Raw genomic sequence first — 13,002 nt, 5'->3', positions numbered from 1 at the left:
AGCGTGAGGGAAACGCCCGGTTACATTCCGAACCCGGAAGCTAAGCCTTACAGCGCCGATGGTACTGCAGGGGGGACCCTGTGGGAGAGTAGGACGCCGCCGAACAATATTTGGAGGACCTCTGGTCCCAGCGACTCGCTGGGACCAGAGGTCCTTTTTTGTTTTCCGAAGCGCGCTGGGTACCCGGCTGCGCGAGAATGACTTGCGGTACCGATGACAGGAGTCACCCATGTCCACCAACTCTCCCGACGAGCGACCGGAGCGCGACCAGCGACGCCGGGACAGTGGTGACCGAGGGGGTCCGCGCCGCGACAACGACCGTGGCGGGAACGGCCGGCGTGACGACCGTCCCAGTGGGCCGAGCCGTGGCAGCAGCAGTGGTGGCGGTGACCGTGGCGGCTTCCGCCGTGATGACAACCGCGGTGGCAGCAGTGATCGTGGTGGCTTCCGCCGTGACGACAACCGTGGTGGTGGCAGTGGCGGTGGATTCCGCGGGCGCGATGATCGTGACCGCGGTGCTCGTCCGCCGTTCCGGCGTGATGACCGTCCCAGTGGGCCGAACCGTGACGACCGTGACCGCGGTGGGTTCCGTCGGGACGATGACCGTGGTGGCCGTCCGGCGTTCCGCCGTGACGACGAGCGGGGCGGCCCGCGTCGCGACGACAACCGCAGCGGCAGCGGTAGCAGTAGTGGCGGCGACCGTGGTGGGTTCCGCCGCGACGACCGTCGTGATGACAACCGCGGCGGCAGCAGCAGTGGTGGCGGCGACCGCGGCGGCTTCCGGCGTGACGACAACCGTGGTGGCAGCAGTGACCGTGGCGGTTTCCGTCGCGATGACAGCCGTGGTGGGCCTCGGCGTGATGGTGACCGTCCGCCCTTCCGGCGTGACGACCGTCGTGATGACAACCGTGGCGGCAGCAGTGGTGGCGGCGACCGCGGCGGCTTCCGCCGTGATGACAACCGCGGTGGCGGCGGTGACCGTGGCGGTTTCCGTCGCGATGGCGATCGTCCGGCGTTCCGCCGTGACGACGACCGTGGTGGTCGTCCGCCGTTCCGCCGTGATGACCGTCCCAGTGGGCCGAGCCGTGATGACCGTGACCGTGGTGGGTTCCGTCGGGACGATGACCGTGGTGGCCGTCCGGCGTTCCGCCGTGACGACGAGCGGGGCGGCCCGCGTCGCGACGACAACCGCGGCGGCAGCGGTAGCAGTAGTGGCGGCGACCGTGGTGGGTTCCGCCGTGATGGTGATCGTCCGGCGTTCCGCCGTGACGACCGGCGCGATGACAGCCGTGGTGGCAGCAGCGGCGGTGACCGTCCGCCGTTCCGTCGCGACGACCGTCGTGATGACCGCAGGGACGACCGTCGCGACGGCGACCGTCCCGGTTATGTCCGTCGGGATGATCGCCGTGACGACCGGCGCGATGACAATCGTGGCGGCAGCAGTGGCGGCGGCGACCGTGGTGGGTTCCGGCGTGACGACAACCCCGCAGGTGGTGGCGGATTCCGCGGTCGTGACGACCGGCGCGACGACCGTGGTGCGCGAGGCGGAGACGACCGTCGTGGCGGACCGCGTCGCGATGACAGCCGTGGCCGTCCCGCCGGCGCCGGCGGCGGGTTCCGCGGGCGTGACGACCGTGGTGGACGGGGCGGCGACGACCGCCGCGGTGGCGGGCGCTTCCGTGACGAGCGGGAGCGCGACCGCGAGCCGATCAAGCGGCTGCCGATCCCTGACGACGTCACGGGCGAGGAGATCGACAAGGACGTACGGCAGGAGCTGCAGAGCCTGCCCAAGGGGCTTGCCGAGGATGTCGCCCGGAACCTGGTGATGGTGGCCAGGCTCATCGACGAGGACCCCGAGGGGGCGTACGGCTACTCCAGGGTGGCGCTGCGGCTGGCGTCGCGTGTCGCCGCCGTGCGGGAGGCGGCCGGCTTCGCCGCGTACGCGAGTCAGAAGTACAGCGAGGCGCTCGCCGAGTTCCGGGCCGCGCGGCGCATGACCGGCAACGTGGACCTGTGGCCCGTCATGGCGGACTGCGAGCGTGGTCTCGGGCGGCCCGAGAAGGCGCTCGACATGGCCGGGGCCCCCGAGGTGCAGAAGCTCGACAAGGCCGGCCAGGTCGAGATGCGGCTCGTGGCCGCCGGTGCGCGGCGGGACCTGGACCAGCTCGACGCGGCCATCGTCACGCTGCAGAGCCCCGAGCTCGCCTCCAACTCCGTGCAGCCCTGGACCGCGCGACTGCGTTACGCGTACGCCGACGCGCTGCTTGCCGCCGGGCGTGAGGGCGAGGCCCGGGAGTGGTTCGCCAAGGCCGTCGAGTCCGACAAGGACGGCAGCACGGACGCCTCGGACCGGCTCGCAGAGCTGGACGGTGTGGAGTTCGTCGACGCCCTCGTCGAGAACGACGGTGACAGCGATAGCGATAGCGACAGCGACAGCGACGAGGATGTCGAGGTTGTGAACTCCCAAGCTCCGGAGGCGGACGCGGAGGCGGAGTTGGAGCCTGAGCCCGCCGAGGACAGCGTCGACGACGATGGCCTGGACGACGTCGACGACGTGGACGACGCAGATGGCGACAAGGGCGACCTGAAGGGCTGACAGCCCCGCAGGAGTCGTACTGGCACGAGTACGAGCACATACGAGTGCATACGAGTAGATGGGCGGGATCCCAAGAGGGTCCCGCCCATTCGTGTTTTCAGGGGTCCAGGGTTCGCAGCACCAGGCCCGATGCCGGCTTCGGGCCGAACGACGTCGACTTGCGGGGCATCGTGACGCCCTGGCTCGCCAGGTCGCGTACGACCTCCTCGTGGACCGGGTGCATCAGGACGGCCGTGCCGCCGTCGCGCTCCGCCTTGGCGACCGTGGCGGCGGTGTCGTGGATGTAGGCGATGTGCTCCGGGACGTCGGGTATCTGCCACACATGGTCGAGGAGTGTGGCGTGCAGGACCGTTGCGTCGAGGGTGCGCCAGGTCTCGGGGCGGTCCGCCGGGATCGTACGGGCGAGCAGATCCGGGGACGGGCGGTCGACGAGGTGGAAGGTGCCGTCGCCCGCAAGGAGGTAGGCGTTTCCCTCGGCTGCCGCTACGGAGAGGGACTCCAGGGCCCTGGGGAGAGGGCCGTCGACCTGGCGTACGCGGAAGGCGTCGCCGATGGCCGCCAGGGCGTCGGCCACCGGGAGGCGGTGCAGGAGGCGGTGGATCGCGCGGACGCGGAGTGGGTAGCGGGCGGTGTCGACAAGGAGCACCAGGCCGAAGTCCCAGTCGCTGGGGGAGGGATGCTCCGCGCGTAGACGCAAGTACGTCGCCCAGCGGTGGTGGCCGTCGGCGATGAGGGCCTGGCGGCCGGCCAGGTCTGTCCGGATCTCGGCCAGGTGCGCCGGGTCGGTCACGGCCCACAGTCGGTGGCTGAAACCGTCCTCCGTGGTCGTGGCCAGCAGGGGAGGGCGCTCGACCGCGCGCTCCACGACGGCGGTCGTGCCGGAGGAGGTGCCGTTGCCGCGATAGGTCAGCAGCAGGGGTTCGAGGTTCGCGGAGGTGGCGCGCATCAGGGCCGCGCGGTCCGCGACGACGTGAGGCATGACGTCCTCGTGGGGCAGGACCACGCCGTCCGACGCCTCCGACAGGCGCAGGGCGCCGATCACGCCCCGTTGCACCATGCCGTCACCGTCGCGTTGCTCGTAGACGTACAGGCCCGGCACGGAGTCCGTGGTCAGGACGCCCTCGGACAGCCAGCGGTGCAGGGTGTCCGCCGCCTGCTCGTTGCGGACGCTGGGCGTGGTGGCCTGGGGGAGGATCAGCCGGACGATGTTGTGCGGGTCCGCCGATTCGAGGTGGTGGAGACCGTCGGGCCGTACGACCACGTCGTACGGCGGGGACGTGACGGCGGAGAGGCTGCCGACCCGGTCGGGGTCGTAGCGCAGACCCCGGAACGGGGTCAGATCAAGGCCCATGCGTGCCGGTACGTCCGCGGGACCTGCAGTGTTCATTGGTGCATCGTAAGTGTGTCAGTGCCATGCGGGATGATCGGGGGAAAGGGATCGAACGAGGAGCGATGCGTAATGAGCCAGACCGTGAGGACGCGCCCCGAGGGCAGTGACCGGGCCCTGAGCGAGGCGTACGACACGGCGCTGCTCGACCTGGACGGGGTGGTGTACGCGGGCGGGAACGCGATCGCGTACGCGGTTGAGTCGCTCGGCACGGCCCGGGCGGGCGGAATGCGGCTCGCGTATGTGACGAACAACGCGCTGCGGACGCCCGACACGGTCGCCGCGCACCTCACGGAGCTGGGCATACCGACCGGCGAACCGGACGTCATCACCTCGGCGCAGGCGGTGGCCCGGCTGATCAGCGAGCAGGTGCCCCAGGGGGCACGGGTGCTGGTGATCGGCGGGGAGGGGCTGCGGGTCGCGCTGCGCGAGCGCGGGCTCGAACCGGTCGAGTCGGCCGAGGACGAGCCGGTGGCGGTCGTGCAGGGGTACGGCGGGCCCGATCTGCCGTGGGGCCGCTTCGCGGAGGCCTGCTACGCCATCGCGCGCGGGGTGCCGTGGTTCGCGTCCAACACCGATCTGACGATCCCCAGCGCACGCGGGATCGCCCCGGGTAACGGCGCGGCCGTGGAGGTCGTACGGATCGCGACCGGCGCCGAGCCGCAGGTGGCGGGCAAGCCGTTGCCGCCGATGCACCGCGAGACGATCCTGCGGACCGGGGCGGAGCGGCCGCTGGTGGTGGGGGACCGGCTCGACACGGACATCGAGGGGGCGTTCAACGGCGAGGTGGACTCGCTGCTGGTGCTGACGGGTGTGACCGACGGGGCGCAGCTCCTGGCCGCGCCGCCGCAGCACCGGCCGACGTATGTCGACGCCGATCTGCGGGGGATGCTGACTGGGCAGCCGGAGGTCGTCGAGGCGGGCGAAGGGTTCGGCTGCGGGGGTTGGACGGCGACGGCCGGCACCGAGCGGCTGGAACTGGAGGGTGAGGGCGAGGCGATGGACGGGCTGCGGGCGCTGTGTGCCGCCGCCTGGACGGCTGCCGGGGACGCGGCGTGCGACCTGGACGGGGGCAAGGCGCTGGCGCGGCTGGGGCTTTGAGCGTGGGCCCGGCGGATTCCGCGGGCCTTTCTGCGAGCCCTTCGGCGGGGCCGCGACGCGCGGCCTCAGGAGGGGTGGTTGCGCAGGTCACCGCGTACGGGGATCGTGGCTTGCGGCGAGGGTAGGCTAACCTAACCGGGTGTTGGTCGACAGTCCCCCCGAACCGAGCGCGGAGACCGCCCCCGCGCCCCCAACCCGCCGGGCGATACGGGCCGCTGGGCTCTTCGTGTCCCTCGCCGTGCTGGTGCTCGTCGCCCTGGCGAGCATAGCGATCGGCGCAAAAGAGCTGTCGCTGGAGCAGGTCTGGCACGGCCTGTTCGAGGACTCGGGGACGTACGGCGACGTCGTGGTGGGCGAGCGGCTGTCGCGTACGGTCCTCGGGCTGCTCGTCGGCGCCGCGTTCGGCCTCTCCGGGGCGGTCCTCCAGGCGCTGACCCGCAACCCGCTCGCAGACCCGGGGCTGCTCGGCATCAACGCCGGCGCGTCCGCCGCGGTCGTCACGGCCATCACCTTCTTCGGTGTCACCTCGCTGAGCGGCTATGTGTGGTTCGCCTTCGCGGGGGCGGCCGTCGTCGGGGCGCTCGTGTACTTCCTCGGTGGCAGCCGGGGTGCCACACCGGTGCGGCTCGCGCTCGCCGGCACCGCGATCAGCGCCGCACTCTACGGCTATCTGCAGGCCGTGATGATCACGGACGAGGCCGCGCTCAGCAAGATGCGCTTCTGGACGGTCGGTTCGCTGGCCTCGGCCACGAACACGACCATCGAGCAGGTGCTGCCGTTCCTCGCGGTCGGCACGGTCCTCGCGCTGGCACTCGCCCGGCCGCTGAACGCCATGGCCATGGGCGACGACACCGCCCGCGCGCTCGGGGCGCATCTGAACCGCACCCGCGCTCTGTCCATGGCCGCCGCGACCGTGCTCTGCGGGGCCGCGACCGCCGCCTGCGGGCCGATCGTCTTCGTCGGGCTGATGGTTCCGCACGTCGTACGGTCCTTCACCGGGCCCGACCTGCGCTGGATCCTGCCGTACGCGACCGTGCTGTCGCCGGTGCTGCTGCTGGGCGCCGATGTGATCGGCCGGATGGTCGCGCGGCCCGCGGAACTCCAGGTCGGCATCGTCACCGCGATCCTCGGCGGGCCGGTCTTCATCTTTCTCGTACGACGGCGGAGGACGGCGCAGCTGTGAAGCCCCTACGCAATCAGGCCGTGCACGACCAGGCCGTGCACGACCAGGCAGGTCCGGTGCGGGCCTTCCGGGCTCGAACCGTTCGTACCGGCGGTGGGATGTCGGTCCGTTTCGATGTCCGCGCGTTCACGGTCGTCGTGCTGTTGCTCGTGGCCGCGCTCGCCGCGAGTGTCGTGCTCATCGGCACCGGCGACTTCCCGATACCGGCCGCCGACGTCCTCAGGACGTTGCTCGGCAACGGTGACGCGGGCCAGGAGTTCATCGTCAACGAGCTGCGCCTGCCGCGGGTTCTGGTCGGGCTCCTGGTGGGGGCCTCGCTCGGGCTCGGTGGCGCGCTCTTCCAGGCCATCTCCCGCAATCCGCTGGGCAGTCCGGACGTACTGGGCATCGGGCAGGGCTCGACGGCCGGCGCGCTCGTGATGATCGTGCTGTTTTCGGGGAGCGCCTCCCAGGTCGCCGTCGGGGCGCTGGTCGGCGGTCTGGTGACCGGGCTCGCCATCTATGTGCTCGCCTGGAAGCGGGGTGTGCACGGATATCGGTTGGTTCTGGTCGGTATCGGTGTCTCCGCGATCGTCACGGCCGTCAACGGCTATCTGATCACCAAGGCCGACCTCGTCGACGCGGCCCGTGCCGTCGTCTGGATGACCGGCTCGCTCAACGGCCGTGACTGGGCCCAGGTCTGGCCGCTGCTCGGCCTGTGCGCCGTCCTCGTACCGCTGGTTCTCGGCAACGCGCGCGGGCTGCGGATGCTGGAGATGGGCGACGACGTGGCGTACGCGCTCGGGGTGCGGGTCGAGCGGACGCGGCTGGTGCTGTTGGTGGCCGCCGTGCTGCTCACCGCGGCCGCCACCGCCGCCGCGGGCCCGGTCGCCTTCGTCGCGCTCACCGCGCCACAGCTCGCGCGGCGCCTCACCCGCTCGCCGGGCCCCAACCTGGTGCCCGCCATGTGCATGGGCGCCGCCCTGCTGGTCGTCGCCGACTGGGCCTCGCAGCGGGCCTTCGGCGCCGACCAGCTGCCCGTCGGCGTGGTGACCGGAGTGCTCGGCGGTGTCTATCTGCTGTGGCTCCTGGTCACCGAGCGGAAGGCGGGCCGGATATGAACGCCGACGGCACGACGAGTACGTCCGGCGCAGACAAGGCGAGCAGGACGACCACGACGAGTACGGGCTCCGATGGCGGGCCGCGCACGAACACCCGAAGGAGCACTGTGAACCGCCTGTCCGCCGAGAACGTCACCCTCGCCTACGACCAGCGCGTCATCGCCGAGCAGCTGTCGGTCGAGATACCGGACAACTCGTTCACGGTGATCGTCGGACCCAACGCCTGCGGCAAGTCCACCCTGCTGCGCGCGCTGTCCCGCATGCTGAAGCCGAACCAGGGCCGGGTGCTGCTCGACGGACAGGTCATCCAGTCGATGCCCGCCAAGAAGGTGGCCAGGACGCTCGGGCTGCTGCCGCAGTCGTCGATCGCGCCCGACGGGATCACCGTCGGCGACCTCGTGGGGCGCGGCCGCTACCCCCACCAGGGGCTGCTTCGCCAGTGGTCGACCGAGGACGAGCGGATCGTGCGCGAGTCCATGACCTCGACCGGGGTCGCCGAACTGGCCGACCGCTACGTCGACGAGCTCTCCGGAGGCCAGCGCCAGCGCGTGTGGATCGCCATGGCGCTCGCCCAGCAGACCCCGCTGCTGCTGCTCGACGAGCCGACCACCTTTCTCGACATCCAGCACCAGATCGACGTGCTCGACCTGTGCGCGGAGCTCCACGAGGAGCAGGGGCGCACGCTGGTCGCCGTACTGCACGACCTCAACCACGCGGCCCGGTACGCCACCCACCTGATCGCCCTGCGCGAGGGTTCGGTGATCGCGGAGGGCGCCCCGGCGGACATCGTCACGGCCGAGCTGGTCGAGGAGGTCTTCGGGCTGCGCTGCCAGGTCATCGACGACCCGGAGACGGGTACGCCGCTGGTGGTGCCGGCGGCGAGGAAGGCACGTACGACCGCCGCCGCGCCTGCCGGTGTCGTGAAGAGCTAGTGCTCCCGCGGGATCGCCGAAGGGCGGGGCGTGGGCAGGAGAGCCTTCAGAGGAGCTTTCTCAGCCGGAGCAGGTCGCGCAGGCCGGCTTCGAGCTTGACCCGGCCCGAGCCCCACGCCTTCGCGAAGTTCAACTCGCCGTCGACCATCGCGACCAGGTCGTCGCCGGTCATCGTGAGCCGGATCTCGGCCTTGTCGGGCGGCGGGCCCCGGAGCGTGTCGAGCACCTCGATCCGGCCGTCCTTGAGACGGCCCACGAAGGTGATGTCGAGGTCGGTGATACGGCAGCTCAGCGAGCGGTCCAACGCCGCTGCGCTGCGTACGTCGCCGTCCGCGCCCGCCATGTTGTCCGAGAGCTTGTCGAGTGCGCTGCGGCACTCCTCAATCGTGGCCATCGCGATCGACGGTACCCCAGCCCTTCGCGGTAGCGTCGGGGCATGAGCGACTCCATGACCGGCCCGGAGACGGGGGCCCCCGACATGGGACCCCTCGGCGCGGAGGCCCGGCTTCCGGTCGAGGCCGCGCCCGGGCCGCCGCCGGTGCCGTCCGCGGACCCCGAGGCGATGGCCGGGACCGAGCCCGAAGGCGAGCCCGATGCCCGGGCCGAGGCCGGGCCCGCCGCGCAGCCCGAGGACGATCCAGCCGCCCCCGCTCCCCTCCACGTGCCGCGTACGCCCACGGGCAACGCCGAGACCGACGCCCAGCTCGACCGGTTGGCCGATGTGGACCACCTCGCCACGGACGGTCACATGGAGGTGTACGAGGATGTGCACAGGGGGCTGCGCGACGCGCTCACCGCGCTCGACGCCCGCCCGGGACCTCCGGGGCCCCCTGCGCCGTACAGCAGCAACGACAGCAACAGGAGCTGAACCGAACGTGGCAGGAGTGGCACGACGCCGCCTCGACGCCGAGCTGGTCCGACGTAAACTCGCCCGCTCGCGCGAGCACGCCGGACAGCTGATCGCCGCCGGGCGGGTCACCGTCGGCAAGACCCTCGCGACCAAGCCCGCCACCCAGGTGGAGACCGCCGCCGCCATCCTGGTCACCCAGGACGACGACGATCCCGACTACGTCTCGCGCGGCGGCCACAAGCTCGCCGGGGCGCTGGAGGCCTTCGTACCGCTCGGTCTGGCGGTCGAGGGGCGGCGGGCGCTGGACGCCGGCGCCTCGACCGGCGGGTTCACCGATGTGCTGCTGCGCGCGGGCGTCGCCCACGTCGTCGCCGTGGACGTCGGCTACGGGCAGTTGGCCTGGTCTCTTCAGAGTGATGAACGCGTCACCGTCAAGGACCGTACGAACGTACGCGAGTTGACGTTGGAGGCGATCGATGGGGAGCCGGTGGATCTTATTGTCGGTGACTTGTCCTTCATCCCGCTCGGCCTGGTGCTGCCCGCCCTTGTGCGGTGCGCGGCGCCCGGAGCCGACCTGGTGATGATGGTCAAGCCGCAGTTCGAGGTGGGCAGGGAACGGCTCGGGAGCGGCGGAGTCGTCCGCAGCCCCGAGCTACGGGCGGACGCCGTGCGCGGCGTGGCCCGGCAGGCGGGGGAACTGGGACTCGGGGTGAACGGCGTGACGGCCAGTCCGTTGCCCGGGCCCTCGGGAAATGTCGAGTACTTTCTGTGGCTGCGTGCCGGGGCACCCGCACTGGACCCGGCCGACGTTGACCGTGCAGTGGCGGAGGGGCCGCGTTGACACAGACCCGAGCTCGTACTGTTTTCCTGCTCGCCCACACCGGACGGCCCGCAGCCATCCGCAGTGCCGAGCTCGTCGTCCAGGGGCTGGTGCGTTCCGGTCTCGGCGTACGGGTCCTGGAGGCGGAGGCGGCCGATCTGCCGCTCCCGTCGAGCGTGGAACTCGTCAAGGAGGCGACACCGGAGTGCCTGGACGGGTGTGAGCTGCTGATCGTCCTCGGCGGTGACGGGACGCTGCTGCGCGGCGCCGAGTTCGCCCGCGCCTCCGGGGTGCCCATGCTGGGCGTCAACCTCGGGCGGGTCGGCTTCCTCGCGGAGGCCGAGCGCGACGACCTCGACAAGGTCGTCGACCGGGTGGTGACTAAGGCGTACGAGGTCGAGGAGCGGATGACCGTCGACGTCGTCGTACACAGCAACGGCGATGTCGTCCACACGGACTGGGCGCTCAACGAGGCCGCCGTGCAGAAGGCGGGGGCCGAGAAGCTCCTTGAGGTCGTGCTGGAGATCGACGGGCGGCCGGTGACCGGGTTCGGCTGCGACGGGATCGTCCTGTCGACGCCGACCGGGTCGACGGCGTACGCGTTCTCCGCGGGTGGTCCCGTGGTGTGGCCGGAGGTCGAGGCGCTGCTCATGGTGCCGATCAGCGCGCACGCCCTGTTTGCCAAGCCGCTGGTGACCTCGCCGAACTCGGTGCTGGCCGTGGAGGTCCTGCCGCACATCCCGCCCGGGGTGCTGTGGTGCGACGGCCGCCGCACGATCGAGCTGCCGCCCGGTGCGCGGGTGGAGGTCCGGAGGGGCGCGGTGCCGGTGCGGCTGGCGCGGCTGCACCACGCGTCGTTCACCGACCGGCTCGTCGCCAAGTTCGCGCTGCCGGTGGCCGGTTGGCGGGGCGCTCCGCACTGACCGGAGCGGTGACCGGAGGAGCCGGCGCCGGCGCCGAAGGACGCCCCGTACCGGATGCGGGGCGTCAGGACCGGTCCGGGCCGACGGCGTGGAAGCCGGGCATTCCGGTCAACGGGTGTGGCGCCTGGGGGTGACCCCGGACGGCGCGGGCAGCTGCGGGTTTGTGGAGGGACTGGGGCGGCGTCGCGCCGGGTGGGGGAAACCTCGTATGGTCATGTCCGTGTTGGAGGAGATGCGGATACGGTCGCTCGGAGTCATCGACGACGCGGTCGTCGAGCTGTCACCCGGCTTCACCGCCGTGACCGGTGAGACCGGCGCGGGCAAGACGATGGTGGTCACCAGCCTGGGCCTGCTGCTGGGCGGGCGCGCCGACCCGGCCCTCGTGCGGATCGGGGCCAAGAACGCGGTCGTGGAGGGGCGGATCTCCGTACCCGACGGGGCCTCGGCGGTCGTACGGGCCGAGGAGGCCGGCGCCGAGCTCGACGACGGGGTGCTGCTCATCAGCCGTACCGTTTCCGCCGAGGGGCGCTCACGGGCGCACCTGGGCGGGCGCAGCGTGCCGGTGGGGCTGCTCGCCGAGCTCGCCGACGACCTGGTGGCCGTGCACGGCCAGACCGACCAGCAGGGGCTGCTCAAGCTGTCCCGCCAGCGGCAGGCCCTCGACCGGTACGCGGGCGACGCCGTCGCCGTGCCGCTCGCCAAGTACGCGGGCGCCTACCGACGGCTGCGCGCCATCTCCACCGAGCTGGACGAGATCACCACCCGCGCGCGGGAACGCGCCCAGGAAGCCGACATGCTGCGCTTCGGGCTCGACGAGATCGCCGCGGTGGAGCCCCGCCCGGGCGAGGACGTCGAGCTGGCGGCCGAGGCCGAGCGGCTCGGGCACGCCGAGGCGCTCGCGTCCGCCGCAACGGCCGCGCACGCCGCCCTCGCGGGCAATCCCGAGGACCCCGAGGGCATCGACGCCACGACGCTCGTCGCGGGCGCGCACCGGGCCCTGGAAGCCGTACGGTCCCACGACGCGGCGCTCGGCGCGCTGGCAGGCCGCATCGGGGAGATCGGGATCCTGCTGGGCGATGTGGCGGGGGAGCTGGCGGGGTACGCCGACGACCTCGACGCGGACCCGCTGCGGCTCGCGGCGGTCGAGGAGCGGCGCGCCGCGCTCACCGCGCTGACCCGCAAGTACGGCGAGGATGTTGGCACGGTTCTGACCTGGGCGGAACAAGGGGCCGCGCGGCTCCTGGAGTTGGACGGCGACGACGACCGGCTCGGCGAACTGACGGCCGAGCGGGACGCGCTGCGGGCGGAACTGGGCGGGCTGGCGCAGGCGTTGACGGACGCCCGTACGGAGGCCGCCGAGCGCTTCGCCGCCGCCGTGACCGCCGAACTCGCCTCGCTCGCCATGCCGCACGCGCGCGTGTCGTTCGAGATCCGGCAGACCGAGGACCCGGAGGGCGTGGAGGTCGGCGGACGTCCGGTCTCGTACGGACCCGCAGGCGTCGACGAGGTCGAACTGCTCCTCGCCCCCCATCCGGGGGCGCCGCCGCGGCCCATCGCCAAGGGGGCGTCCGGCGGTGAGCTGTCGCGCGTCATGCTCGCCGTCGAGGTCGTGTTCGCGGGTACGGATCCTGTGCCGACGTATCTCTTCGACGAGGTCGACGCGGGTGTGGGGGGCAAGGCCGCGGTCGAGATCGGGCGGCGGCTCGCCAAGCTCGCCAAGAGCGCGCAGGTCGTCGTCGTCACCCATCTGCCTCAGGTGGCCGCCTTCGCCGACCGGCAGTTGCTGGTCGAGAAGACCAACGACGGGTCGGTCACGCGGTCCGGGGTGAAGGTCCTGGAGGGCGAGGAGCGGGTGCGGGAGCTGTCGCGGATGCTGGCCGGGCAGGAGGACTCGGAGACGGCCCGGGCACACGCGGAGGAGCTGCTGGCGACGGCTCGGGCTGACAGGTAGTCGTTCACGGGTGGCCGTTGACGGGCAGTCGCTCGGAGGGCTGGGGCTGCGGGCTTTGCGCCGTTCCGCGGCGAGACGCTTGTGTGCCCCGCGGACCCGATCACTCATGTGAGTGACGGTTCGCCTCCCCGGCGCGCCACCCACCGCCACCCCACCCCT

Annotated in this window: 11 protein-coding genes, 1 rRNA gene and 1 pseudogene; 11 read left to right on the top strand and 2 right to left on the bottom strand. The window is 72.0% G+C overall.

What is annotated here, in order from left to right:
• The 3 genes and pseudogenes from rrf to ACZ5VQ_RS24260 form a co-directional block, all read left to right on the top strand.
• A 5S ribosomal RNA gene (gene rrf / locus ACZ5VQ_RS24270) occupies positions 1 to 105 on the top strand; the annotation flags it as partial.
• Between the two features lie 496 nt (positions 106 to 601).
• A pseudogene (locus ACZ5VQ_RS24265) lies at positions 602 to 1,486 on the top strand (hypothetical protein); the annotation flags it as partial.
• A 231-nt stretch (positions 1,487 to 1,717) separates the two neighbouring features.
• Positions 1,718 to 2,596 (top strand): tetratricopeptide repeat protein, encoded by an 879-nt coding sequence (locus ACZ5VQ_RS24260; protein ID WP_469106689.1) that lies wholly within the window; start codon positions 1,718 to 1,720, stop codon positions 2,594 to 2,596.
• A 97-nt stretch (positions 2,597 to 2,693) separates the two neighbouring features.
• Here the strand turns inward: ACZ5VQ_RS24260 and ACZ5VQ_RS24255 are convergent, their stop codons facing one another.
• Positions 2,694 to 3,983 (bottom strand): DUF1015 family protein, encoded by a 1,290-nt coding sequence (locus ACZ5VQ_RS24255; protein WP_469106674.1) that lies wholly within the window; start codon positions 3,981 to 3,983, stop codon positions 2,694 to 2,696.
• Between the two features lie 72 nt (positions 3,984 to 4,055).
• Between ACZ5VQ_RS24255 and ACZ5VQ_RS24250 the strand changes: the two genes are divergently transcribed.
• From ACZ5VQ_RS24250 to ACZ5VQ_RS24235, 4 genes are all read left to right on the top strand, one after another.
• Complete coding sequence (locus ACZ5VQ_RS24250) at positions 4,056 to 5,084, top strand: HAD hydrolase-like protein (protein ID WP_469106673.1); 1,029 nt, start codon at positions 4,056 to 4,058, stop codon at positions 5,082 to 5,084.
• 139 nt (positions 5,085 to 5,223) lie between these two features.
• Positions 5,224 to 6,267, top strand: a complete 1,044-nt coding sequence (locus ACZ5VQ_RS24245) for a FecCD family ABC transporter permease (protein ID WP_469106672.1) — start codon at positions 5,224 to 5,226, stop codon at positions 6,265 to 6,267.
• 98 nt (positions 6,268 to 6,365) lie between these two features.
• Entirely contained in the window at positions 6,366 to 7,367 is a 1,002-nt protein-coding gene (locus ACZ5VQ_RS24240; RefSeq protein WP_469106671.1) for a FecCD family ABC transporter permease, read from the top strand.
• Positions 7,328 to 8,299 (top strand): ABC transporter ATP-binding protein, encoded by a 972-nt coding sequence (locus ACZ5VQ_RS24235; protein WP_469106670.1) that lies wholly within the window; start codon positions 7,328 to 7,330, stop codon positions 8,297 to 8,299. The genes ACZ5VQ_RS24240 and ACZ5VQ_RS24235 overlap by 40 nt, the downstream gene beginning before the upstream one ends.
• A 46-nt stretch (positions 8,300 to 8,345) precedes the next feature.
• Here ACZ5VQ_RS24235 and ACZ5VQ_RS24230 read toward each other — a convergent pair whose 3' ends face one another.
• A complete protein-coding gene (locus ACZ5VQ_RS24230; protein WP_469106669.1) occupies positions 8,346 to 8,693 on the bottom strand; it encodes an SCP2 sterol-binding domain-containing protein in 348 nt (115 codons plus the stop codon).
• Between the two features lie 168 nt (positions 8,694 to 8,861).
• Here ACZ5VQ_RS24230 and ACZ5VQ_RS24225 point away from each other — a divergent pair, with 168 nt between their 5' ends.
• The 4 genes from ACZ5VQ_RS24225 (at position 8,862) to recN (ending at position 12,843) form a co-directional block, all read left to right on the top strand.
• The gene (locus ACZ5VQ_RS24225) at positions 8,862 to 9,167 is read left to right on the top strand and encodes a hypothetical protein (protein ID WP_469106688.1); all 306 of its coding nucleotides are present in this window, start codon (positions 8,862 to 8,864) and stop codon (positions 9,165 to 9,167) included.
• Between the two features lie 7 nt (positions 9,168 to 9,174).
• The gene (locus ACZ5VQ_RS24220; protein WP_200399172.1) at positions 9,175 to 9,990 is read left to right on the top strand and encodes a TlyA family RNA methyltransferase; all 816 of its coding nucleotides are present in this window, start codon (positions 9,175 to 9,177) and stop codon (positions 9,988 to 9,990) included.
• A complete protein-coding gene (locus tag ACZ5VQ_RS24215; RefSeq protein ID WP_143635987.1) occupies positions 9,987 to 10,892 on the top strand; it encodes an NAD kinase in 906 nt (301 codons plus the stop codon). Before ACZ5VQ_RS24220 ends, ACZ5VQ_RS24215 begins: the two co-directional genes overlap by 4 nt.
• 208 nt (positions 10,893 to 11,100) lie before the next feature.
• Complete coding sequence (gene recN / locus ACZ5VQ_RS24210; RefSeq protein WP_469106668.1) at positions 11,101 to 12,843, top strand: DNA repair protein RecN; 1,743 nt, start codon at positions 11,101 to 11,103, stop codon at positions 12,841 to 12,843.
• Positions 12,844 to 13,002 lie beyond the last annotated feature (159 nt).

Source organism: Streptomyces sp. NPDC033178 (assembly GCF_055577685.1).
The sequence above is the reverse complement of the archived record's forward strand: the minus strand, read 5'-3'. Positions and strand labels throughout refer to the sequence as shown.

Excerpts from the sequence above, each read along its gene's own strand:
- ACZ5VQ_RS24255 (WP_469106674.1), bottom strand. The coding sequence starts at position 3,983 with ATGAACACTGCAGGTCCCGCGGACGTACCGGCACGCATGGGCCTTGAT.
- ACZ5VQ_RS24250 (WP_469106673.1), top strand. The coding sequence starts at position 4,056 with ATGAGCCAGACCGTGAGGACGCGCCCCGAGGGCAGTGACCGGGCCCTG.
- ACZ5VQ_RS24240 (WP_469106671.1), top strand. The coding sequence starts at position 6,366 with ATGTCGGTCCGTTTCGATGTCCGCGCGTTCACGGTCGTCGTGCTGTTG.
- ACZ5VQ_RS24230 (WP_469106669.1), bottom strand. The coding sequence starts at position 8,693 with ATGGCCACGATTGAGGAGTGCCGCAGCGCACTCGACAAGCTCTCGGAC.
- ACZ5VQ_RS24225 (WP_469106688.1), top strand. The coding sequence starts at position 8,862 with ATGGCCGGGACCGAGCCCGAAGGCGAGCCCGATGCCCGGGCCGAGGCC.
- recN (WP_469106668.1), top strand. The coding sequence starts at position 11,101 with ATGGTCATGTCCGTGTTGGAGGAGATGCGGATACGGTCGCTCGGAGTC.